The sequence below is a fragment of the Rhodococcus sp. DMU2021 genome (assembly GCF_019641445.1).
In the GTDB taxonomy this organism is placed as follows: domain Bacteria; phylum Actinomycetota; class Actinomycetes; order Mycobacteriales; family Mycobacteriaceae; genus Rhodococcus; species Rhodococcus pyridinivorans.
In genome coordinates this window covers 174,365-197,176 of record NZ_JAIFKB010000009.1, presented here as the reverse complement: position 1 = coordinate 197,176, position 22,812 = coordinate 174,365, and the positions used below count along the sequence as shown (strand labels likewise).

The 22,812-nt window shown below is 66.7% G+C and carries 22 protein-coding genes and 1 pseudogene; 10 read left to right on the top strand and 13 right to left on the bottom strand.

Annotation, left to right across the window (positions count from 1 at the left end; genetic code table 11):
- The first annotated feature begins 115 nt into the window (after nucleotides 1–115).
- The gene (locus K3M35_RS14720; protein WP_217579488.1) at nucleotides 116–988 is read left to right on the top strand and encodes an alpha/beta fold hydrolase; all 873 of its coding nucleotides are present in this window, start codon (nucleotides 116–118) and stop codon (nucleotides 986–988) included.
- Nucleotides 989–1,206: 218 nt separating this feature from the next.
- On the opposite strand, the gene K3M35_RS14715 is transcribed toward K3M35_RS14720, so the two are convergent.
- Entirely contained in the window at nucleotides 1,207–1,686 is a 480-nt protein-coding gene (locus tag K3M35_RS14715; protein ID WP_039584959.1) for a DUF6194 family protein, read from the bottom strand.
- Nucleotides 1,687–1,740: 54 nt separating this feature from the next.
- Here K3M35_RS14715 and K3M35_RS14710 point away from each other — a divergent pair, with 54 nt between their 5' ends.
- The gene (locus K3M35_RS14710; RefSeq protein ID WP_064062129.1) at nucleotides 1,741–2,526 is read left to right on the top strand and encodes a MerR family transcriptional regulator; all 786 of its coding nucleotides are present in this window, start codon (nucleotides 1,741–1,743) and stop codon (nucleotides 2,524–2,526) included.
- Here K3M35_RS14710 and K3M35_RS14705 read toward each other — a convergent pair.
- Nucleotides 2,447–4,393: an APC family permease gene (locus K3M35_RS14705; RefSeq protein ID WP_254707494.1), complete on the bottom strand. Its 1,947-nt coding sequence runs from the start codon at nucleotides 4,391–4,393 to the stop codon at nucleotides 2,447–2,449. The two genes, K3M35_RS14710 and K3M35_RS14705, sit on opposite strands and share 80 nt — an antisense overlap.
- Before the next feature lie 423 nt (nucleotides 4,394–4,816).
- On the opposite strand from K3M35_RS14705, the gene K3M35_RS14700 reads away from it, so the two are divergent.
- Together K3M35_RS14700 and K3M35_RS14695 are read left to right on the top strand one after the other, a co-directional pair.
- Complete coding sequence (locus K3M35_RS14700; RefSeq protein WP_039584961.1) at nucleotides 4,817–5,491, top strand: PaaI family thioesterase; 675 nt, start codon at nucleotides 4,817–4,819, stop codon at nucleotides 5,489–5,491.
- 223 nt (nucleotides 5,492–5,714) lie between these two features.
- The gene (locus K3M35_RS14695) at nucleotides 5,715–6,104 is read left to right on the top strand and encodes a hypothetical protein (RefSeq protein ID WP_033096392.1); all 390 of its coding nucleotides are present in this window, start codon (nucleotides 5,715–5,717) and stop codon (nucleotides 6,102–6,104) included.
- A gap of 427 nt (nucleotides 6,105–6,531) precedes the next feature.
- On the opposite strand, the gene K3M35_RS14690 is transcribed toward K3M35_RS14695, so the two are convergent.
- Nucleotides 6,532–6,681, bottom strand: coding sequence for a hypothetical protein (locus K3M35_RS14690; protein ID WP_006553103.1), 150 nt, complete (start codon nucleotides 6,679–6,681; stop codon nucleotides 6,532–6,534).
- 104 nt (nucleotides 6,682–6,785) lie between these two features.
- The gene (locus K3M35_RS14685; RefSeq protein ID WP_217579486.1) at nucleotides 6,786–8,321 is read right to left on the bottom strand and encodes an amino acid permease; all 1,536 of its coding nucleotides are present in this window, start codon (nucleotides 8,319–8,321) and stop codon (nucleotides 6,786–6,788) included.
- Between the two features lie 219 nt (nucleotides 8,322–8,540).
- Here K3M35_RS14685 and K3M35_RS14680 point away from each other — a divergent pair, with 219 nt between their 5' ends.
- Nucleotides 8,541–9,047 (top strand): Lrp/AsnC family transcriptional regulator, encoded by a 507-nt coding sequence (locus K3M35_RS14680; RefSeq protein ID WP_217579485.1) that lies wholly within the window; start codon nucleotides 8,541–8,543, stop codon nucleotides 9,045–9,047.
- Nucleotides 9,048–9,137: 90 nt separating this feature from the next.
- Here the strand turns inward: K3M35_RS14680 and K3M35_RS14675 are convergent, their stop codons facing one another.
- The 7 genes and pseudogenes from K3M35_RS14675 to K3M35_RS14645 form a co-directional block, all read right to left on the bottom strand.
- A complete protein-coding gene (locus tag K3M35_RS14675) occupies nucleotides 9,138–10,223 on the bottom strand; it encodes a Glu/Leu/Phe/Val dehydrogenase (protein WP_220666597.1) in 1,086 nt (361 codons plus the stop codon).
- 35 nt (nucleotides 10,224–10,258) lie between these two features.
- Nucleotides 10,259–13,717, bottom strand: coding sequence for an indolepyruvate ferredoxin oxidoreductase family protein (locus K3M35_RS14670; protein ID WP_220666596.1), 3,459 nt, complete (start codon nucleotides 13,715–13,717; stop codon nucleotides 10,259–10,261).
- A gap of 217 nt (nucleotides 13,718–13,934) precedes the next feature.
- Nucleotides 13,935–14,105, bottom strand: a pseudogene (locus K3M35_RS26165) (ANTAR domain-containing protein); the annotation flags it as partial.
- A gap of 312 nt (nucleotides 14,106–14,417) precedes the next feature.
- A complete protein-coding gene (locus K3M35_RS14660) occupies nucleotides 14,418–14,831 on the bottom strand; it encodes an SPW repeat protein (RefSeq protein ID WP_024101985.1) in 414 nt (137 codons plus the stop codon).
- A gap of 172 nt (nucleotides 14,832–15,003) precedes the next feature.
- A complete protein-coding gene (locus K3M35_RS14655; protein WP_033096281.1) occupies nucleotides 15,004–16,002 on the bottom strand; it encodes a zinc-binding alcohol dehydrogenase family protein in 999 nt (332 codons plus the stop codon).
- A 4-nt stretch (nucleotides 16,003–16,006) separates the two neighbouring features.
- Nucleotides 16,007–16,234 (bottom strand): hypothetical protein, encoded by a 228-nt coding sequence (locus K3M35_RS14650; RefSeq protein ID WP_019290945.1) that lies wholly within the window; start codon nucleotides 16,232–16,234, stop codon nucleotides 16,007–16,009.
- Between the two features lie 50 nt (nucleotides 16,235–16,284).
- Nucleotides 16,285–16,482 carry a hypothetical protein gene (locus tag K3M35_RS14645; protein WP_006552608.1) on the bottom strand — a complete coding sequence of 66 codons (198 nt, stop codon included), beginning with the start codon at nucleotides 16,480–16,482 and terminating at the stop codon, nucleotides 16,285–16,287.
- Between the two features lie 148 nt (nucleotides 16,483–16,630).
- Here K3M35_RS14645 and K3M35_RS14640 point away from each other — a divergent pair, with 148 nt between their 5' ends.
- Together K3M35_RS14640 and K3M35_RS14635 are read left to right on the top strand one after the other, a co-directional pair.
- Complete coding sequence (locus tag K3M35_RS14640; RefSeq protein WP_019290944.1) at nucleotides 16,631–16,783, top strand: hypothetical protein; 153 nt, start codon at nucleotides 16,631–16,633, stop codon at nucleotides 16,781–16,783.
- Nucleotides 16,784–16,802: 19 nt separating this feature from the next.
- Nucleotides 16,803–17,195 carry a hemerythrin domain-containing protein gene (locus K3M35_RS14635; RefSeq protein WP_006552609.1) on the top strand — a complete coding sequence of 131 codons (393 nt, stop codon included), beginning with the start codon at nucleotides 16,803–16,805 and terminating at the stop codon, nucleotides 17,193–17,195.
- A 24-nt stretch (nucleotides 17,196–17,219) separates the two neighbouring features.
- On the opposite strand, the gene K3M35_RS14630 is transcribed toward K3M35_RS14635, so the two are convergent.
- Nucleotides 17,220–17,699, bottom strand: a complete 480-nt coding sequence (locus K3M35_RS14630; RefSeq protein WP_019290942.1) for a DUF421 domain-containing protein — start codon at nucleotides 17,697–17,699, stop codon at nucleotides 17,220–17,222.
- Nucleotides 17,699–18,220, bottom strand: coding sequence for a hypothetical protein (locus K3M35_RS14625; RefSeq protein ID WP_019290941.1), 522 nt, complete (start codon nucleotides 18,218–18,220; stop codon nucleotides 17,699–17,701). The genes K3M35_RS14630 and K3M35_RS14625 overlap by 1 nt, the downstream gene beginning before the upstream one ends.
- Before the next feature lie 194 nt (nucleotides 18,221–18,414).
- Between K3M35_RS14625 and K3M35_RS14620 the strand changes: the two genes are divergently transcribed.
- The 3 genes from K3M35_RS14620 (at nucleotide 18,415) to K3M35_RS14610 (ending at nucleotide 22,799) form a co-directional block, all read left to right on the top strand.
- A complete protein-coding gene (locus K3M35_RS14620; protein WP_220666595.1) occupies nucleotides 18,415–19,329 on the top strand; it encodes a manganese catalase family protein in 915 nt (304 codons plus the stop codon).
- A 122-nt stretch (nucleotides 19,330–19,451) separates the two neighbouring features.
- Nucleotides 19,452–20,744, top strand: coding sequence for an acetyl-CoA carboxylase biotin carboxylase subunit family protein (locus tag K3M35_RS14615; protein WP_220666594.1), 1,293 nt, complete (start codon nucleotides 19,452–19,454; stop codon nucleotides 20,742–20,744).
- A 12-nt stretch (nucleotides 20,745–20,756) separates the two neighbouring features.
- A complete protein-coding gene (locus K3M35_RS14610) occupies nucleotides 20,757–22,799 on the top strand; it encodes a CocE/NonD family hydrolase (RefSeq protein WP_220666593.1) in 2,043 nt (680 codons plus the stop codon).
- The last annotated feature ends 13 nt before the right edge of the window (nucleotides 22,800–22,812 follow it).

Below are 22,812 nucleotides of genomic sequence, written 5' to 3'. Positions count from 1 at the left end.
CTGAGCCAGCGCACACCGCGTCCGCATCCGTCATGGGTGCGGACGCGGTCGTATGTGCGATGAATTTCTCGGGCGGCGCGGGTCGGTATGGTCACCGACCCCAGAAGGAGCCGACATGCCCGAATTCGTCACCCACTCGATCGACGTCCCTGGCGCGACTCTCGTCTACGACGTCCGCACCGTCCCCGGCGACGCCACCTCGCTGCTGCTCGCCGGATCCCCGATGGACGCGAGCGGCTTCACGAGCCTCGCCTCCTTCTTCGACGACCGGACGGTGGTCACCTACGACCCGCGCGGCACGGGTCGTGGCACGCGCACCGACACGTCGATGCAGTCCACTCCCGCTCTGCACGCCGACGACCTGCACCGGATCCTCGTCGAACTCGATCTCGGTCCCGTCGACGTCTTCGCCAGCAGCGGCGGCGCGGTCAACGCGCTCGAACTCGTCTCGCGCCATCCCGAGCAGGTGCGCACGCTGGTCGCGCACGAACCGCCGATCGTCGAGCTGCTGCCCGATCGCATCGGGGCCGAGGCGGTGCGCGACGACATTCGCGACACCTATCAGCGCAGCGGCCTCGGACCGGCCATGGCGAAGTTCATCGCCCTGGTCGGCTACGAAGGTGAACTGACCTCCGACTATCTCGACCGGCCCGCTCCGAGCCCGTCCGACTTCGGACTGCCCAGCGAGGACGACGGGACCCGCGACGACGTGCTGCTGGGCCAGAACTGGATGTCGTGCACGGGCTACCACCCCGATCTCGACGCTCTCGCGAACGCGTCCACGCGCATCGTCGTCGCAGGTGGTCGCGAGTCGGTACGCCAGCTGTGCGGCCGCGCCTCGGCAGCGCTCGCCGACCGGCTCGGCACAACTCCGACGCTGTTCCCCGGCGATCACGGTGGCTTCATGGGTGCCTCAGAGGGTATGCCCGGCGATCCTGAAGCTTTCGCCGCCGTGCTCCGCGACGTGCTCCAACCGAGCCGCGTGTAATCCGTCCGATCGTCGAGTTCATGGGCTACACCCAGCCCTGGTATTCGGTGCGCGACCTAGACGAACCCGTGGTCGGAGCGATGGTGCCGCGCGCCGTGGCCGCGTCTTCGTCTACATCCCGAAGAGCGGGTACGTCGGCATCGGAGTCGTCACCGTGATGTCGTTCTTCGAGAGTGCTCACAACAGGGATGGGTGACAGCAGAAGCTTTTTCGCACGATCACTCCGTGTCGCGCAGCGCGCTCCTGCATTCGAGTCGGCGCCGATCGGCCAGGTGGGCGTCGCGCAGCACTTCGAGCAGACGCGGCGTGGTCCGCTCGCCGGGTTCGACGACCGCGACCCATCCCAGTGAGCCGTAGAGCGGATGAGGGATGAAGACGTCGGCCTCGGCGAAGTCGATCGTCGAGGGGTCGACGGACCGGGGTGGGTAGCCGAGCAACTCGGTGAACAGCTGCGTCCCCGCATGCACGTTCATGCGCCATCGGCCCGGCTCGTCGAGGCGTGAATCCCCATCGTTCGGATAGTTCTTCGTCACGATCGTCGCGTAGGGCTGCCGCTTGTGCGGGATCTCGCCGTCCGGGGCGTAGTAGAAGAAATGGTCGCCCCACGAAATCTCGGGGAGCCCACTCCCATCCTGTGGTGCGAGCTCGAGGACACCGCTGAAGCTTCTGATCTGCGCGAGGATCTGTTCCATGGTCATACTTCGAGTGTCACCTTGAAGTGCTTATGGAGGGTTCGAGCAGTGGAGCACACGATGACGACGGGGCGCCTGGCCGCAGCCACCGGATACTCCGTGCAGCAGGTGCGCGATCTCGAACGCCTCGGAGTGATCCCTTCCGCCGTACGAATGCCCAACAGCTATCGCAGATTCGGTCCCGAACACGTCACGGCCCTGCGCGCGTACCGCGCACTGGCTGTCGCGGTGGGTCCCGTCGAGGCGCGCAGGGTCATGCACGATGTGCAGGTCCTCCCCTACGACGAGGCACTCGCCCGTGTCGTCGAACTCCACAGTGGGCTCGCGCGGGCACGCGCCGAGAGTCTCACCGCGCTCCGCGCACTCGACACCATCGTCGACGAGGCCGCCCACGACGCGCCTCCACTACCCGGCGACGCCATGAGCATCACCGAGCTGGCGAACGCCATCGGAGTGCGATCGTCCACCCTGAGGTTCTGGGAGAAGGAGGGATTGGTCGCGCCCGAACGGATCGACCGTAACGCTGCGCGGAGCTACTCCCCCGCCGCGGCGCGGGATGCGCGGATCGTTGCCGCACTACGCGCGGGTGGCTACCGCATCCCGGCGGTCCGGGCGGTGATGGCAGCGATCGGAACCGACAATGACACCGATACTGCTAGGGACGCACTCCACGAGCGCCTGCACACCATCGCAGTGCAGTCCGAAATGTTGCTGCGAGCCGGTGCAGACATCGCGAACCTGATCGAGAACCGGACTCCGCGCTCGTCTAACTCGAATCCGAAGAGTGCAACCGCCACGGCACACTCGTCACCATCACCCCGGGCTGGAACAGCAGACGACTCTTGAGTCGCAGCGCGCTCTGATTGTGGAGCAGATTCTCCCACCAGTGCCCCACGACGTATTCGGGGATGAAGACGGTCACCACGTCGCGCGGCGAGTTGCCGCGCACCCGCCTGACGTAGTCGAGTACCGGTCGCGTGATCTCCCGGTACGGCGACTCCAGCACCTTCAACGGAATCGTGATGTCGCTGGCTTCCCATTCGCGCACGAGAGCGCGGGTGTCCTCCTCGTCGACGTCGACGGTGATCGCTTCGAGGGTGTCGGGGTGGGTGGCCGAGGCGTACGCGAGCGCGCGACGTGTCGGGTGGTGCAGCTTGGCCACGAGCACGATCGAATACGTGCGGCTGGGCAGCAGACCGTCCCATTTGCCGGCGTCGAGTTCGGCCGCCACACGTCGGTAGTGGTGGTTGACGGCCCGCATCGTCACGAAGACGATCACCATGGCGAGGATCGCGATCCACGCGCCGGCGAGGAATTTCGTGATGAGCACGATGATCAGGACGGTCCCCGTCATCGCCAGACCCACACCGTTGACGACGCGCGAACGCTGCATTCTCCGGCGGTGACGCGAGTCGGTTTCGGTGGCCAACAGCCGCGTCCAGTGACGAACCATTCCGGTCTGGCTCAACGTGAAGGAGACGAACACTCCGACGATGTAGAGCTGGATGAGATGGGTGACCTCGGCGTCGAACGCCCATACCAGCACGATCGCTCCGAGAGCCAGGAAGACGATGCCGTTGCTGAACGCGAGCCGATCGCCCCGGGTGCGCAGCTGGGTCGGCAGGTGTTTGTCCTGCGCGAGTACCGACGCGAGAACCGGGAACCCGTTGAATGCCGTATTCGCGGCGAGGACGAGGATCAACGCGGTCACGGCGGTGACGAGGTAGAAACCGAGCGGGAAACCGGTGAAGACCGTCTCGGCGACCTGCGCGATCAGTGTCTTCTGGTGATAGTCGGCCGGTGCCCCGCTCAATTGTGTCGCGGGATCTGCGGCGACGACGACCCCCAGTCGCTCGGCGAGGACGATGATGCCCATCAGCAGCGTGATCGCGATGGCGCCCAGCAGGAGCAGGGTGGTGGCAGCGTTGTGCGATTTCGGTTTCCGGAAGGCCGGCACCCCGTTGCTGATGGCCTCCACTCCCGTCAGGGCCGCACATCCCGACGAGAACGCGCGGGCGAGGAGGAAGGCGAAGGCCAGCCCGGCCAGGTGGGATTGTTCGGCGGCGAGTTCGTAGTGCGACGACTCGGCGCGCAGAGGGACGTCGGACACGACGAGACGCACGAAGCCCCAGACGAGCATCACCCCGACACAGAACATGAAGGCATAGGTGGGCACGGCGAAAGCTGCTCCGGCTTCGCGGAGTCCGCGCAGATTGACCGCGGTGAGGAGTGTGATCGCGGTGATGGCGAACAGCACTTTGTGGTGTTCGACGAAGGGGACGGCCGACCCGATGTTCTGGGCGGCCGACGAGATCGACACGGCGACCGTCAGCACGTAGTCGACGATCAGCGCGCTGCCCACCGTCAGGCCGGCGATCGCACCGAGGTTCTTCGTCGCCACCTCGTAGTCGCCGCCCCCCGACGGATAGGCATGCACGTTCTGCCGGTAGCTCGCGACCACTACGACGAGGACGACGGCGACCGCGAGACCGATCCACCCGGAGAATGCGTAGGCGGACAGGCCCGCCACCGACAACACGAGGAAGATCTCCTCCGGCGCATAGGCGACGGACGACAGAGCGTCGGACGCGAAGACCGGCAGGGCTATCCGTTTCGGCAACAGCGTGTGGCCGAGTGTGTCGCTTCGCAGCGGCCTTCCCAGCAGCACTCGCTTGGTGATGCTGTCACGGCCCTTGCGGATGGTTACGGCCACGACCACCGACTCCTGTCCGGCGCATACCCGCGCACGCAGAAGCGAACGGTACGCTCGTATTACGCCGCTCGCCAGAGGTGCAGACCGGGCGAATTTCACCCCGCCGATCACCCATCGGTGAGGTTGGCAGGTGACACAATCGTCGATAGCGTAGAGACGTTGTTGCTCCTCGCAACAAACCGTGCCGCGTCTCCTCCCCTTTTCGACTCGGCACGGACGGACCCCGTCGGCCCCTCCCCTCGTTGAGCCGACGGGGTTCTCTCATCGATTCCCCCCCATGCGGTGGCTCACACATTTTCGTACAGAGCGGTCCGTCTGGCGGATCTTGCGGCGATCCCGTACAGCGGCAGCAGAACTTGACTCGTCCACAGTGCGCGCGGTCGACTACTTTCTTTCACCACGCTCACGATCCGGAGAACCCTGATGACCGATTCCATCCTCGAGCTCTACGTCAACGACGGATTGTCCGACGAGGAAATCGATCAGCAGAGGGCCACCTACGGTCCGCTCACCGGAGACGTGCGCGAGCTGATCCAACTCGCACTGCAGACGCGTGTGGATGCCGACGACGTCGCGCGGGCGCGGGAACATCTCGCAGCCGCGCGCGAGATCCTCGAACGCGACCGGGAGGACGGCCCGTACGGCACCCGGTTCAACGATTCGGGCCGATTCCGTAACTGGGGAAACGCCGCAATAGGCTTGCGCAACGCGATCGCCCCGATCGGCGGCATCCACGAGGACGACGACGGACGCGTGTGGACGGACATCCACCTCGGTCCCGTCTACGAGGGGCCGGCCGGGCACGTGCACGGCGGGGTCTCCGCACTGCTGCTCGACCAGATCCTCGGCGACGCCGCGCGCATCTCGGGATATCCAGGGATGACGGGCACGCTCGCCATCCGCTACCGCAAGCGCACTCCCCTCGGCGCTCTGCGCGTGGAGGCGAAACTCGACCGCGTCGAGGGACGTAAGGCGTTCGTCGTGGGGCACATCGCCGACTCGGAGGGGATCTGCGTGGAAGCGGAAGGCATCTTCATCGCTCCGGTGTGGATGGTTCAGCAGCGTGACTCGTTCGCGGAGATACCGAGACCCGAATAGGCTCACAACGCCCATGGTCGACCATCAGGGTTGTGAGCCTCACCCGTGTGTTGTGAACCTCCGGACGCCGGAGCCGACGATCAGGTGCTTGCTCTGACGACCGTCACCCTGCAACGCCTGAGCTGATGCTCCTGTTGCGAGAGTCACGACTTGCGACTCGGTAGGTCCGGCTCCTCCGCCAGTACAGTTGATCGATATCCGGCAGGAGCGAGAGGAGTCGACCGTGCAGAACGCCGTGTTCTACTCGCTCGTCGCGATGTGTTCGTTGTTCGCCGCGTCGACGTGGTGCCTCTCGCGCCCCCACCTGCTGTCGAGCTCGGCCGCGTTCGTGGCCTCCGGGCTCTGGGTACTGATGAACGGACCTCTCGAGGGTCGTGTGCTGTACTCGGTGACGCCGAATCACGGACTGACCGAGGCCGACCTGCTCTCGGGAGTGGGCGTGTGCATCGCAGCCTGGGGTTTCTGGACGACGCGGAACCGTCGGCGGCGGCGGCGTTCGCAGCGACCGGCGTCGTACCGCAGGCATCCCGACCGGTCCAGAGCCATGCCGACCCCCGTCTTTCCGGCGGAAAGCGACGTCGAAACGGGCCCCATCCGCCGCAAAGCAGGGTGAACGTCTCGGTTCGACCCCGAGAAGATTCTCAGGTCTCGTTTCAGTATCGACTCTGGACGAGTGCCCAGCTGTCACCTAAGCTCCAAAGCGGCCACGGCGTAGGTGGCCGTGTCTCCCTAGAGTCCTCCCCGACACAGGAGATACAGCGCGAGGCCCCCGCCGGCTCCTCCCCTCGAATCGCTGGCGGGGGCCCTTCCCTGTCGGCCTCCCCGACGACAGGGGCAGATCGATGGTAATCAGGTCCCGATGTCCGATTCGTCCTGCGTTCGGACGAAACGCCGGGTAACCCTTGTGACCTTCGTCTCTGCGGCGCTGTTCACAGCATAGAGCAATCTGCTCACTCGCGTGCATAGGTCTTTCTCGAGTTCACCGAAAGATCAACTCGCAGAGTCCGTTCTGCCGCTTTCGCGCGCTTCGCACTCTTCCGTCAGGCACGATCCGCCAGCTCGGCGTGCCCGGCCTGACGAGCACAATGCGCGCAGCAGAAGACGGCATCCGCCGACTCCACGCCGTGCCCGAGGATGCGGCAGTGACAGTGGGCGCACTGCGGCGCCATCTCCTCCTCTTCCGGCGTCACGATCGGACGGTGTCCGCTTTCCTTCCGGTCGGGTACCCGGAACCGCCGGAACACACGAGCCCGCCCACACCGATTCGGTGCGGGCGGGCTCGTGGACGACGGATCTATACCGGTTCAGGTTCCCTCGCTTCGTGCTTCGCGGCTTCCTGCTGCGCGGCCTCGAGCTTCAGGCGTTGTCCGAGCACCGACTTGCGGCGACCGTAGACGAAGTAGATCGCCACTCCCAGGACCATCCAGACGGTGAAGCGGATCCACGTCTCGACCGAAAGGTTGAGCATGAGCCAGCCGCAGGCGAGGACCGCGAGGATCGGGACCAGAGGCACGAGCGGCACCCGGAATCCGCGGGGCAGGTCGGGGCGGGTACGGCGGAGCACCATCACGCCGACACAGACCAGGACGAAGGCGAACAGCGTGCCGATGTTGACCATCTCCTCGAGCACACCCATCGGGAACACCGCGGCGAGGACGGCCACGACACCACCGACCATCAGGGTGATGCGCACGGGCACACCCTTGTGGTTCGTGACGGCGAGCTTGCGGGTGACGAGTCCGTCGCGGGACATCGCGAACAGCACGCGGGTCTGGCCGAGCATCATCACCATCACGACGGTGGTGAGGCCGGCGAGGCCACCGATGTTGATGGCCATCTGCGCCCAGGTGATGCCGTGTGCCTCGAAAGCCGTGGCCAGCGTGGCACTGCCGTCACCGACCAGCTCGCTGCCGGTGCGCAGGTCGGTGTACTTCACCATGCCGGTGAGCACGAGCGTGACGCCGACGTAGAGGACGGTGACGATCGCCAGCGAACCGAAGATGCCGCGGGGCAGGGCCTTCTGGGGGTTCTTGGTCTCCTCGGCGGTGGTGGCGACGACGTCGAAGCCGATGAAGGCGAAGAAGACCAGGCTCGCTGCGGCGAGGAGGCCGTACCAGCCGTAGGTGCTGCCGCCCGCGCCGGTGAGCGCCGAGAACAGCGACTGATGCAGACCGGATGCGTCGCTCTCCGCCTCTTCGGCCTGCGGGACGTACGGCGAGTAGTTGGACTTGTCGATGTAGAAGATGCCGACGACGATGACGAGCAGGACCACCGCGACCTTGATGGCGGTGACGACGGCGGAGACCCGCGACGAGACCTTGGTGCCGATCGCGAGGATGATCGTGATGGCGCCGACGATGAGCAGCGACCCCCAGTCGACCGTGATCGGTCCGAGGTCGATCGACGCGTTCCCGCCGAACATGCCCCCGAGATACATCGACCATCCCTTGGCGACGACCGCGGAGGCGAGGGCGAACTCGAGGATCAGGTCCCATCCGATGATCCAGGCGACGAACTCACCGAAGGTGGCGTAGGAGAAGGTGTAGGCGCTGCCGGCGACCGGTACCGCAGAGGCGAACTCCGCGTAACACAGTGCGGCGAGACCGCACGCGATCGCGGCGAGGACGAACGCCAGCGAGATGGACGGTCCGGCGAGATTGCCGGCGGTGCGGGCGGTGAGGGTGAAGATTCCGGCTCCGACCACGACGGCGACGCCGAACACGGTCAGATCCTTGGCGGTCAGTTCTCGTCGTAGCCGCGAACCGGGTTCATCGGTATCCGCGATCGACTGTTCGACGGATTTGGTCCGCCAGATGCCGACTCCGGGCATTGTGTGCTCCTCGGGGTGATTGCGGCGCCCGCCACGCCTGGTCCGGGCGAGGGGTAGGCATGTCGCTCACTTCGCGCGCATTACGTTGCAGCAAGCAGTGTTTGCGTGAGCATTTGATGTAGCAATCATGGCACTGGCTCGTGAAGTGTCAATATCTTTCTGTTCGGCTGAGCATTATGCTCGAGTGGTGACGCGCATCACAACGGAAAGGGTGTCATCGTGTTCAGTCTCGACCGGCTCGACGCAGCTCTCCTCGGAGAGCTCACGCACAACCCCCGGGCAGGAATCGTCGACCTGTCGGCGAAGCTCGGCATCGCCCGCAACACCGTGCAGTCGCGCATCAGAAAACTCGAGGAGTCCGGTGCCGTCACCGGATACCGACCGGTCGTCGACCTGCCGAAGCTGGGTGTGCCGCTGCAGGCGTTCATCGGCGCCGAGCTCGTCCAGGCACAGATGGGGCATGTGATCGCCCAATTAGGCCAATTCCCAGAGGTATTGGAAGTCCACGCGACAACGGGCCGGGAGGATCTCCTGATCCGGATGGCGGCGCAGTCCCAGGAGGACCTCCTGTTGGTCCTCGAACGGCTCCACGCCATCGAGGGCGTCGCGCACACCACCACGACGCTCGCGCTCACCACGCCGATCGAGTACCGGACGCAGCCACTCGTCGAGCACATCACCCGCAATGCGGGGCACGGGCGTTCCTCGTCGGCCGGAAACTCCTGAAGACACGAGAAGGGGAGGCACCTCGCGGCGCCTCCCCTTGTTCCCCTGTGCGGATCAGTTCCCCTGTGCGGATCAGTTCCCCTGTGCGGATCAGGCAGTATCGATGCGGCGCTCGGCGATCCGGTTGGCCGCTGCGCCCGGCGTGACGCCGAGAGTGCTGGAGACGTCGAAGATCTCGGCGGTGCGCTCGAAGATCGACTCCACTCGTGTGCGGACGACGTCGGCGGCGGATCCGTCGACCTCGCCGGCGACCTGGATCAGTCCGCCCGCGTTCGCGACATAGTCGGGTACCCAGACGATTCCGCGCTTGCCCAGCAGGCCCTCCACCTCGGGCTGCGCGAGCTGGTTGTTGGCCGCACCGCACACGAGACGTGCGTCGAGGTGGGCAGCGGTGGTCGAGGTCAGCGTGCCGCCGAGAGCGCACGGGGCGTAGACGTCGGCGGACGAGGCGACGACGTTGTCGGTGACCTGCGCCGGGAACTCGTCGACCACGCGGGCGACCGCGGCGGGGTTCACGTCGGAGACGATCACCTCGGCACCGTCGGCGACGAGCAGCTTCACGAGTTCGTAGCCGACCTTGCCGAGACCCTCGACACCGACCGTGCGACCCGCGAGAGTCGTTTCGCCCCAGACCGTCCGAGCGCCGGCACGCATGGCCTGGAAGACACCGAGCGCGGTCAGCGGCGAGCTGTCGCCGGATCCGCCGGCGGCGACGGTGCGCCCCACGGCGTGGGCGGTGTGCCGGCCCACCACGTCGAGGTCCTCCGCGCGGGTTCCCACGTCGGCGGCGGTGATGTAGCGACCACCGAGTGACTCGACGAATCGTCCGTAGGCGGCGAGCAGTTCGTCGTTCTTGTCCATCTTCGGATCACCGATGATGACGGCCTTGCCGCCACCGAGGTTCACACCGGACACCGCGGCCTTGTAGGTCATGCCCCACGACAGTCGCAGCACGTCCTCGAGTGCCGACATCTCGTCCGCGTAGGGGTAGAAGCGGGTGCCGCCGAGGGCGGGTCCGAGTGCGGTGGAGTGGATCGCGACGATGGCGCGCAAGCCGGTGGCCGCGTCGTGATGGAAGACGACCTGCTCGTGCGGACGGTCGGTCAGGCGGGCCGAGCGGCCGAACACGCCGTCGGACGTGGTGAACTCGGGGAGGTCGAGAACAGAGGTGGTCATCGGTGGGTTCCTTTGCAGCAGAGGGTGTTCGTGCTTCAGAAGTCGGTGTCGATGCCGAGCTCGGCGAGGCGGGCCCGGTACTGCTCGACGGAGCGGAGCTTGACGTCCTCGTAGCCGCGCACCATGTCGGGCAGGGCCGCGATCTCGACGGCGCGGTCGTAGGAGTCGACGTCCAGGCCGGCGGCGAGCCGCTGGATCGTGGCGGTGTAGTGGGCGAGCAGAGCACGCTCGACGCGGCGGACGTGGGCGTAGCCGAAGGGATCGAGCTTCGTGCCGCGCAGACGCTTCGCCTTGGCCAGAGCCTTCAGCGCGACATGCGATTTCGGTCCGAAGCCGACCTTCTTCTCACGGCCGAGTGCGCGCAGCGCCGGCGGGTGCAGGCGGTAGGTGAGCTTGCGCCCACCGGGGACCTGGCCCTGCACCTCGTCGAGGAAGGCCGGGTCGACGAGCATGCGGGCGACCTCGTACTCGTCCTTGTAGGCGGTGAACTTGAACAGTCCGCGGGCGACGGCCTCGCTGAAGTCCGTGCGGTTCGTGACGCGACGCTCGGCCTCCCAGGCCGCCTGCACCTGCGCGATGTAGCGGGCGGCGAGGGCTTCGCTCTGGAAGTCGATCAGCGACGCGGCGCGGATCCGCACGAGCCGCTCGACCTCACCCGTGAAGGTGGTGCCGGCGAACAGACGCTCCGGTGCGACGGTGGCGGCGCGCTCCGTGGGGGCCGGTGCGGTCGCGGCGGCGAAGGCCGCGGGATCCGCGACGGCCACCCGGCCCCAGCGGAAGGCGGCGATGTTGGTCGCGACGGCCACACCGTTGATCTCGATGGCCTCCTCGATGGCGTCGGCGGGGATCTCGAGTCCGCCGAGCTGGTGGGCGGCGCCCACGACGAGGAAGTTCGCGGCCGAGGTCTCACCGAACAGCGCCTGGGCTGCGGCGAGGGCGTCGAACGAGACGGTCGTGCGGGTCGCGGTGTCGAGGCGGGCGAGCAGGTCGTGCTCGTCGGGGTGCCGGACAGAGCGGTCGTAGACCATGTCGCCGGTGGGGACGCGGCTCGTCGACGCGACTGCCACGGTCTCCTCACGGTTCGCGTAGGCGAGGTTCTTCGGCTCGGTCGCGGTGAGCAGGTCGAGCGCGAGCAGAGCGGTGGCACCGCCCGGGCCGACGCGGTTGCCGGGCTCGAGTCCGTCGGCGGCGAAGCGCAGGTGGGAGACCACCGGGCCGGCCTTCTGGCTCATGCCGATCTGGTCGAGCGACTCGACCTCGAATCCGGCGCGCAGTGCGGCCGTGGCGAGCACCTGGTTGACGGTGACGATGCCGGTGCCGCCGATGCCCGCGAGGAAGACGTTGCGGGTTCCCTTGGGGGTGTCGATGGCGGCGTCCGGGATGCGCGGCGGGGTCGGAGCCTTGCGACGCTTCGGCTTCTCGAGCGACGTCTCGACGGTCACGAAGGACGGGCAGTCGCCGTCGAGGCACGAGTAGTCGGTGTTGCAGGAGGTCTGATCGATGCGGGTCTTCGAACCGAATTCGGTGTCGACCGGCTGCACCGACAGGCAGTTGCTCTTGACGCCGCAGTCGCCGCAGCCCTCGCACACCGCTTCGTTGATGACGACGCGGGTCGTGCGGGCGGGCAGGGTGCCACGCTTGCGCTGACGGCGCGCGTCGGCGGCGCAGTGCTGGTCGTAGATGAGCACGGTGACGCCCTCGATCTCGCGCAGCAGCTTCTGCGCCTCGTCGAGCCGGTCGCGGTGCCAGACCTCGGTGCCGCGGGCAAGGGTGCGCTTGCGGAGGCGCTTCGGTTCGTCGGAGCAGATGATGATCTTGCGGACACCCTCGGTGGTGAGCTTGTGGGTCAGCGCCGGGATCTTCAGGGCGCCTTCGGCGTCCTGCGCGCCGGTCATCGCCACGACGTCGTTGTAGAGCAGCTTGAAGGTGATGTTCACGCCGGCGGCGACGCACGCCTGGACGGCGAGCTGACCGGAGTGGAAATAGGTTCCGTCGCCGAGGTTCTGGAACATGTGGCCGATGTCGGTGAACGGCGCCTGGCCGATCCACTGCGCACCTTCGCCACCCATCTGGGTCAGGCCGGTGACGGCGCTGTCCTTGCGGCCGGACAGGGTGACGAGGGTGTGACAGCCGATGCCGCCGCCGCCGATCGAACCCTCCGGCAGAGCGGTGGATCGGTTGTGCGGGCAGCCGCTGCAGAAGTAGGGGGTGCGCTGGGTCGACAGCACCTCGAGCGACAACTGCGGCAGGGGTGCGGGACCGAGTTCGACGTGGCCGCGCAACACGCGACGCAGCGGGCCGCGCAGGCGACCTGCGGTGAGCTCACCGTCGACGGGCACGAGCGGGCGGCCGTCGGCGTCCTTCTTGCCGACGATCTGCGGGGCGTTCGCGGTGCCGTAGAGGATCTCGCGGATCTGGGTCTCGACGAAGGCGGTCTTGTCCTCGACCACGATCAGTTCGTCGAGGCCGCGGGCGAATTCGCGGACGATCTCGGGACCGATGGGGTACGGCATGCCGATGCGCAGCAGTCGGATGCCGGCGCGGTGCAGCGCGGCGTCGTCGACACCGAGGTCGAGCAGGGTCTGGCGCAGGGCGTCGAAGGTGGTGCCGGTGGCGGCGAGGCCGACGCGGGCCTGCGGCGGGTCGACCTCGATCACGTCGAGGCCGTTGAGGCGGCCGTATTCCTGGACGATCTTCCAGCGCGGGCCGTAGAGGTCGGCCTCGGCGATGACGCTGTCGCCGGGCGCGGCCATGGGGCGCTGCTTGTAGACGAACGGCCGTCCTTCCCATTCGATCTCGGGGACCGCGATGGGCAGGTCGGAGATGGAGCCGTCGACGGACCAGGCGCCGTCGGCGACGTCCGCGACGATCTTGAGGGCGACGAGGCAGCCCGAGGCACGCGACAGCGCGACGCCGTGCAGGCCCAGGGTGACGATCTCGGCGGCGTTGCGCGGGAACAGGACCGGGATGCCGAGGGCGGCGAGGGATCGCTCGCTGACGGCGGGCACGGTCGACGACTTCGACGCGGGGTCGTCACCCACCATGAGCAGCACGCCGCCGTTCGGGTTCACGCCGTACATGTTGGCGTGACGCAGCGCGTCGGTGGCGCGGTCGAGGCCGGGGCCCTTGCCGTACCAGACGCCGACGACGCCGTCGTGAGTCGGTGTGCCGGCGCCGAGCTGTCCCTGGCTGCCCCACACCGCGGTGGCGGCGAGTTCCTCGTTGAATCCGGGCACGAAGGTGATGTCGTGCTCGGCGAGGACCTTCGGCATGCCGTGGAGCATCTTGTCGAGACCACCGAGGGGGCTGCCCTGATATCCGGAGACGAAGGTCGCCACCCGGCGACCGTCCCGCATGGCCCGTACCTGCTGTTCGACGAACAGCCGGGCGATGGCCTGCACGCCGGTGAGCAGCACGGTGCCGGAGCCCGAGCGATATCGGTCGTCGAGGTCGTAGGGAAGTCGTTCGCTCTCCCGGATTGCGGTCTCGGTCATTGCGTACCACCCGTCCTTCGTCGCGGCGTCCGATTGTGTCTGCGCCACTTCGATCGCGTCATTTGGTACAGCAATAGTTGATTGAGCTAGGCGAACTCGTCAACATAAGATTTTCCAGCGCATCATTTTGATCAGATGTGACGCACGACACACTGAATGGATGCGCACGGTGCTCAGTTCCGGGCGATCCGGCGCATCCGCCTGGGGAGGATTCGCTCTACCGTTCACGCGGAGGTCGGGCGGTCTCGACCACCTCGACGGCAAGGTCGCGCACGAGTTGGTTGCGCTCCTGGGACAACCTGCGCAGCATTTCGAATGCGCTCTCCGCGTCGAGGCCGAAGCGTTCCATGAGAACGCCCTTCGCCTGCCCGATGACATCCCTCGAAGCACCCAGACGGGCCGCTCGGGAAGCGAACGCGGGCCATCGGTCGTCGTGCATCTCACGAGCGAGTTCCTCGATGGATTCTCGCAATTGTCGTTCGAACCTCACCGAGTTCGCACTACGAGCGCCGCGGCCTTCACCGGTGTGCATACTGCATCGTGGCAGCGAAACGGCAACGGGGTTGCAGCGTTCGACCGAGGGGTATTGCCCTCGGTAGCCGGAATCGGTGTCCGGACGCCGCACCCGGTGAGGTGCTGCCGGTTCAGACATGCAGCCGGCAGCACCGTCCGGGTCCCGTATACCCGGGTTACTGCACCGTCAACGCGAACGGTCCATCAGGCCGGTGCCCATCGCAGCCGCGGCCACGCCCAGGACGAACACGATCGCACCCACGATGACGTGGGACCAGATCATGGACGTACTGGTATCTACTCCGCTGACCAGCCACGGCGAGACGAACAACCACAGACCGAGCAGCGGCGCGACGAACGCCAGACCGTGGGTGCGGCCGTAGGCCGAACCGAGCGCCATGGCGAGCAGTGCGACCGCGAGGCCGCAGATCAGATTGGTGGTGGCGAGTGCCGTCTGATCGGCGAAGCCGATGATCCAGGCGGATGCCGCCGCGTACAGACCGGCAACCATCATCAATCCGTCGGTGACCTGGACTGTGGGCTGTTCGCCCATCCGGTCGTAGCGTTCGCGCATCTCGACGATGTCGGGATGGGTGTGCATTGCAGAATGAGCCGATGATGTCGACATTGTCCTCATCTCCTCGTGGGTGAGAAGTCCGAGGGGCCCTCCTGGGTCCGACACTATTATCGTCGTCCCGGGCGGGATGTTCCCGTAGGGTAGAAAGTCCCGACTTGGTGATCTCGGGCGGAGCGCACCGTATCGATCCGGACCATCAGGGGACGAGGACGGCAGCGCCGCGCACGCGGTCGCCGGCGAGATCCGCCAGCGCGCGATCGGCGTCGTCCAGCCCGTATCGCATCGTCGCGACCCTGATGCGGTGCTGCCCGGCGAACGCGAGGAACTCCCGGGAATCCTTACGGGTATTGGCGGTCACCGACCGAATCTCGCGCTCGTGGAACAGATGCCGCTGGTAGTTCAGTTGCGGGACGTCCGTCAGATGGATGCCGGCGATCGACAGGATGCCGCCGCGGTCGAGTGCTTCGAGTGCGGGCGGCACGAGGTCGCCGACGGGTGCGAAGAGGATGGCGGCATCGAGGGGCACCGGTGGCGCGTCCGCGGCGCCCTGCACCGACGCGGCCCCGAGTTCGCGGGCCAGATTCCGCGCATCCTCGCTCCTCGTCATGACGTGCACCTCGGCACCTCGCGCCAGGGCGACCTGCGCCGCGATGTGGGCGCTGCCGCCGAAGCCGTAGATGCCGAGCCTCCCGCCGTCGGGAACCGAGGCGCGCTTCAGCGCGCGGTAGCCGATGATGCCGGCACAGAGGAGCGGAGCGAGTTCGACGTCCTCGTATCCGTCGGGCAGCGGGAGGGCGTACGCCGCCGGTACGGCGACGAACTCGGCGTACCCGCCGTCCTCGTCCCAACCGGTGTATCTCGAATCCGGGCACAGGTTCTCGTCGCCACGACGACAGTAGCGGCACTGCCCACAGGTCGAACGCAGCCAGGCCACGCCGACGCGGTCGCCGTCGGCGAACCCTTCGACCGCCTCCCCCACTCGATGGACCACGCCGACCACCTCGTGCCCCGGGACGACACCCGCCCGGTGGACGGGGAGATCCCCCTCGGCGACGTGCAGGTCGGTGCGGCACACACCGCAGGCCAGCACGCGCACCAGAAGATCGTTCGGTCCGGTCTCGGGAAGCGGGACGGATTCGAACCGCAAAGGGTGACCGGCGACGGGGCCGGGCTCCACCACGCGCCACGCTCGCATCGACTCAGGCAGAGCCCGCCGGACCCCCGCCCTCCGGACCCCCGCCCTCCGAAGCTCCGCCGCCCGGACCTTCGGTGTGCCAGGGCCGCACATCCGGATCGTCGTCGGCCGGCGGCTCCGGATCGCGTGCCTCGTCGGCGCGGGTCGGACGGTTGGCGCGGATCATTCCTTCGGTTTCCTCTGCGAGCGCGTCGTCCTTCTTCGGACCGTGCTTGTCGCTCCCTCGTTCCATCTCTCTGCTCCTTCCGATGGTTCGCCGAGAATCCGTCTGTGACGCAGCGGCTACTCGGTTGCGGGTGGGACGTGGTCGGGGTCGTAGTCCTCGACGCCGGCGGCAATGCGTTCCTGCTCCGTGCGGTACTCGAGATAGTCGTCGTCGACGCGGTCCGGCGACTTGCCGTGCTCGCGCCGATCCTTGGGCGCGGACTCGGTCGGGTCGATCACGTCGTCGAGATCGGGAGTGTCGTGCGGTCCGGTCATGATCTTCCTCCGAACATTTCTCGGTGAAAGGCGGTCTCCCTAGGACTACCCCCGCCCGGCTCCCCAAACCACCTACCCCGGCAGGATGCGAATCCCCGTCGGTCGCCGGAGTGTTTGCCCTCGCCGGTAGTGGTGAACCCCTTGGTACATGAGCAGCACAGACGGTTCTGCCGATCCGTACGACGCAGCCGAAGATCCCGACGCCGATCCCGACAACCTCCTCTCCAAGGCTCCGCAGCAGCCCGACCAGGCGGAGGGCGAGGACGAACCGGACGAGACCGGCGATACCGGACGATCCTGACCGTTCGAAGGAGACATCGATGACCGAAACCGCCCACGAGGGACCGAATTCCGGCGGCACGGAAGCCGTCGAACACGACAAGGAGGAGCACGACGAGATCGTGCAGGTGATGAAGCAACTCGAGGGCGCGGAAGCATCGAGTGCGGAGTTCACGACGTTGGTGAAGAAGTTGCAGGATCTTCTGCGCCACCACGCGAACGACGAAGAATCCGACCAGTTCCCGGCGTTGAGGACGCATCTCGGGCAGGACACCCTCGTGGAGGTCGGCACCAAGGTACAGGCCGCCAAGAAGCTGGCCCCGACCCGGCCGCATCCGTCCGCGCCGCATTCCGAACTGTTCCACAAGACCGTCGGACCGGGGGTCGGCATGGTGGACCGACTGCGCGACGCACTGACCGGACGCAATACCTGAGCGTCAGGACGGCGCGGCACCCCGTCACGCCGGGTCGGGTTCCTCCGGCGCGCCGTCCTGAGCGCTCGTCCGGGCGAAGAAGGAGATCCTCCCGTTCGTCTCGAGCACCGCGAGGTCGATGTCGGCGAACCGCCGGATGCCCTGTTGACGCGCGGCGGCCATGAGGTCGTCGAGGGACAGACGTTCCCGTTTCAGGTTCTGCAGGTCGGGTTCACCGTCGTGGACGATCACCACGGGGACCCCGTGCGTGATGCCGCGCATCCGCGGAAATCGGGCGTTGATCATCGACAGGGCCAGGGTCAGCACCGCGAAGACACCGATGGTGAGGACCGCACTCGTCATGGACACGTCGTCCTGCGTGATCCCCTGCTGCACGAGATCGCCCATGGCCACGAACAACACGAGTTGGAACGTGCTCAGTTCGCCGACACTCGATCGGCCGACGAGGCGGGTGATCCCCCACAGGAACAGGAACAGGACGAGCGCGCGGATCACGATTTCCATCAGGGCACCAGCCAGGTATCGAAATAGATTGTCACTGCCGATTTCTCGGCGTCCATCACCGAGACGGAGCCCGATTCGCCCCATTGCCTCCCGGCCCGGATCCGCACGTCGAGCGCGAAGGTGAACTCGTCGCCGGGTGGCGGGTCGAAGGTCAGGTACGCCAGCCCCTCGCCCGCGGTCTCCGAGGACGGCTCGGGCAGCCGGCCCCGCATCTCGAGGACCTCGAAATAGGACGTGTCGATTGCCAGGACGATCTCCCCGTCGAAACCGCCGTCACGGCGCACCGTCACCGCCCAGGGAACGTCGAGACCGGAGCGCGCGATGCGCGGATAGGTCAGTTCGAGTTCGTACCCGCCGCCCTGCGCAGTGGCCGTCGAACTCCGCACGCCGAGAAAGCCCAGCACTCCGGCCACCAGCACGATCACGAGCACGGCCGCCGCAGCGGTCCGCAACCACGCCACGCCCTTGCTGCGAGCCACCTTCCCGACGTCGTCGAGGGTGGATTCCGGCCTGTTCTCCATCCCTCCACGTTGACACACAACCGTTGACAAACGGTGGCAATCCCCAGGCGTTTGAGCTGCTCGAGCAGGGGTAGCCGCACATAGCACCACGGGCCAACCGAGGCGGCGTCGAGACCAGGCGCCACGGGTGTGTGCACAGTCGCGCCTTCTCGCGCGACACGTCTTCGCACGACAATCGGCATTCGAGGGGCAACATGTTTCGTCACACAGACCATCTGCAGTTCGACGTCAAGCCGGAGAAGCCCGATCCCGTCTACGCCCGCAAACTCCAGGAGTTGATCGGCGGCGCGTACGGCGAGATGACCGTGACCATGCAGTACCTGTTCCAGGGCTGGAACTGTCGAATGCCCGGCAAGTACAAGGACATGATCATGGACGTTGCCACCGAGGAGATCGGGCACGTCGAAATGATCGCCACCATGGTGGCGCGTCTCCTCGAAGGCGCACCCGCCACGGAGTCCACCAAGAACGCCGCCGCCGATCCGGTGGTCGCAGCGGTACTCGGCGGCATGGATCCTCAGCAGGCCATCATCTCCGGTGGCGGACCCACCCTCTCCGACAGCAACGGTGTGCCCAGGAACGGCCGCTTCATCGTGGCCAGCGGCAATCTTCTCGCCGATTTCCACGCCAACGTCGCCGCCGAAGCGCAGGGCAGAGTGCAGACAGCCCGGTTGTACAACATGACGGACGATCCGGGTGTCAACGACATGCTCCGGTTCAACCTCGCCCGCGACACCTACCACCAGAACCTGTGGCTCGCGGCCATCGAGGAACTGAAGGCCGACGGTATCGAGCCCAGCCCGATCGCCCCGAACGCACTGTTCGACGAGGAGCACTCCGAGCACGCGTCCAGCCTGTGGTACCTGTCCGACGGCGCGGCCGCCGATCAGGGTCGCTGGGCGCACGGCACCGGCCCCGACGGCACGACACCCATGTCGTTCCTCGCCGACCCCGTCCCGCTGGGCGATGTGGCGAGCGCACCGCCGCCGGACCCGAAGCTGTACGCGACCTACGACGGGTCGCAGGGCAAGCCCCGTTCTGCCGCAATGGGAACGGAGAAAGGACTCGTGGGCAAGGTCAAGGACGCCCTCGACCCCGAGACTCCCTGACCCCTTCCGATACAACCGCCCCGACCCGCGAGCCGGGGCGGTTGCGCGTGAAAGTACCTTTCCTGCGGTTTGTTTCGATACCGGTTTGTTTTGTGATGCGAGGGATCGGGAAGGCTTCATCTATGAGCACCAACATCTTCGTCCTCGGACTCACCGATATCCAGCGCAAGGAGCTCGAGACCGTACGCGGCGCCGAACAGCTGAGCTTCCACGGCCTCCTCGATTACGAAAGCCTGGTGGAGCCGGACGAATACGTGTTCGACGATCTCCTCGACGCCTGCCGGCGCGAACTCGACGATTTCCCTGGCAGCGTGGACGGGATCATCGCCCACTGGGACTTCCCCACCAGCGTGCTCGCCCCCATCCTCGCCGCCGAACGGAACATCCCCTCGCCGCCGCTGCGCAGCATCGTCGCCACCGAGCACAAGTACTGGAGCCGACTCGTCCAGAAGGAATCGGTCCCCGAGTGCCTCCCGCAGTTCAACTCGTTCGACCCCTTCGACGACAACGCCCTCGACAGCATCGAGCTCGACTTCCCGTTCTGGGTCAAGCCCGTGAAGTCGCATTCGTCGCAACTCGGATTCGAGATCCACAACGAGCAGGAATTCGCCGAGGCCCTCGTCGAGATCCGCGAGAAGATCGGACTCGTCGGTAACGCTTTCGACGAGGTTCTGCGCCGCGTCGACCTCCCGGACGAGATCGGGAAGAGCTCGGGCACCACCTGCCTCGCCGAGCAGGTCGTCAGCGGTACCCAGTCCGCCCCCGAGGGCACGATGTTCCAGGGGCAGTTCAACGTCCACGGCGTGTTCGACATGCGCAAGGACGCCGCCGGGCACAGCTTCGAACGCCTCGACTACCCGGCGAGCACCGTGCCCGAGGAAGTGCAGGCACGCATGATCGACATCACCGAGCGCTACCTGCGCCACGTCGGCTTCGACAACGGCTGCTTCAACTCCGAGTTCATGTGGGACGAGGAGAACGACAAGCTCTGGCTGATCGAGGTCAACACCCGGATCTCCCAGTCGCACAGCGAATTGTTCGCCAAGGTCGACGGCAGCTCCAACCACGAGGTGGCCATCGACATCGCCCTCGGCCGGCAGCCCCGCATGCCGTACCGGCAGGGCGAATACGCCGTCGCAGCGAAGTGCATCATCCCGCACTACGAGGACGGCATCGTCACGTCGGTGCCCTCGGAAGCCGACATCGCCCGTCTCCGCGAACGGATCCCCGGCGCCCTGGTGTGCATCGACGTCGCTCCCGGTGACCGGCTCGCCGATCTGCCCAACCAGGACGCCTACCGCTACGAACTGGGCACGATGTACATCGGCGCCGACAGTGTCGAACAGCTCGAGCAGCGCTATCACGAAGGCCTGGAGACACTTCCGTTCGCCTTCGATCCGGCACCCGAGGACTAGGAGGAGCACTACATGCGCACGATCGCAGACCTCCCCCATGAGGTCCGTGTCATCGAGAACGTCTTCATCACGATGCGCGACGGCGTTCGGCTCGCGGCGCGGATCTGGCTGCCCGTCGACGCCGAAGCACATCCGGTACCCGCTGTGCTGGAATACATCCCGTACCGCAAGCGGGACTCCACGCGCGGACGTGACGCGTTGAACCACCCCTACATGGCCGGCCACGGCTACGCCTGCGTGCGCGTGGACATGCGCGGCAGCGGCGATTCCGACGGCGTGCTGCTCGACGAGTACCTCGCCGACGAACACGACGACGCCTGCGAGGTCATCGAATGGCTTGCGGCGCAACCGTGGTGCGACGGTTCGGTCGGCATGATGGGCATCTCGTGGGGTGGCTTCAACAGCCTGCAGGTCGCGGCACGCCGGCCACCCGCCCTGAAGGCCATCGTCAGTGCTTCCGCCACCGAGGACCTGTACGTCGACAACATGCATTACATGGGTGGTTGCCTGTTGTCCGACAACCTGTCCGAGGCGACGGTGATGTTCGCCTTCAACAGCCTGCCTCCCGACCCCGCCATCGTCGGCGATCGCTGGCGCGAGATGTGGCACGAACGTCTCGAGGGCAGCGGCCTGTGGATCGAGAAGTGGCTCGAACACCAGCACCGGGACGATTACTGGAAGCGTGCCTCCGTCAACGAGGACTACTCGTCCGTGCGATGCCCGGTCCTCGCCGTGGGTGGCTGGGCCGACGGTTACACCAACGCCATCTTCCGGTTGATGGAACATCTCGACGTTCCCCGCCAGGGACTGATCGGACCGTGGGGCCACAAGTACCCGCATCTCGGGGTCCCCGGCCCGGAGATCGGTTTCCTGCAGGAGGTCGTGCGGTGGTGGGACCACTGGCTCAAGGGCGTCGACACCGGGATGATGGACGAACCGATGGTGCGTGCCTGGATGCAGGACTCCATCGAGCCGAACCCGTCCTACGCGGAACGTCCGGGCCGTTGGGTGGCCGAACCGTCGTGGCCGTCGCCGAACATCGAGAACCGCCGCTACACCTTCGACCGGTACGCGCTGCATCCCGACGACGACGGCACCCTCACCGTCGACGAACGGCCCCTGGCACTGCAATCCCCGTTGAGTGTCGGCATGTTCGCCGGCAAGTGGGCGTCCTACGCCGCGACTCCCGACCTGCCGTCGGATCAGCGCGAGGAGGATGGCGGTGCGCTCGTCTTCGAGACCGAGGCGCTCGACACCACGACGGAGGTTCTCGGCCGTCCCGAGCTGGAGCTCGAGGTCTCGTCCGACAGACCGGTGGCGATGCTCGCCGCCCGGCTGTCCGACGTCGCGCCCAACGGCGAGGCGACACGCGTGACCTACGGGTTGCTCAATCTCACGCATCGCGACAGCAGTGAGAAGCCGGAAGCCCTCGAGCCGGGAAGGCGCTACCGCGTCCGGATCGAGCTCAACGGCATGGGCCACGTGTTCCCGGCCGGGCACCGTCTGCGCCTGTCGCTGTCCACCTCCTACTTCCCGCTGGCGTGGCCGTCGCCGACACCCGCCGAGGTGACGGTGTACACCGGTGGTGGTCTGCATCTGCCGGTGCGCCCGTCCCGAGCGGAAGATGCGCATCTGCGCGAATTCGGTGAACCGGAAGCGGCTCCGGAGCTCGGGATCACCCTGCTGCAGCCGGGCGAGCACCATTGGCGGACCACCCGCGACCTCGCGACCGGCGTGTCGACCCTCGACATCCTCGACGACCAGGGGTCGTTCCGGATCGACGAGACCGGTACGGTCATCCGGCGTCGCACCCAGGAGTGGTTCAGTTTCGGGGGTAACGATCCCAACTCCGTCCGCGGCGAGACGCAGACCGTGCGGCGCTACGAGCGGGACGACTGGCGCACCGAGGTCCGTACCCGCACGATCCTCACGTCCACTCCGGAGGAGTTCGTGATCAACGCGGAGCTCGACGCCTTCGAACTCGACGACGATCACGGCGATCGTCGCGTCCACTCACAGAGCTGGCAGCGCCGGACGCCGCGAGATCTGGTGTGACGCACACGCGAGA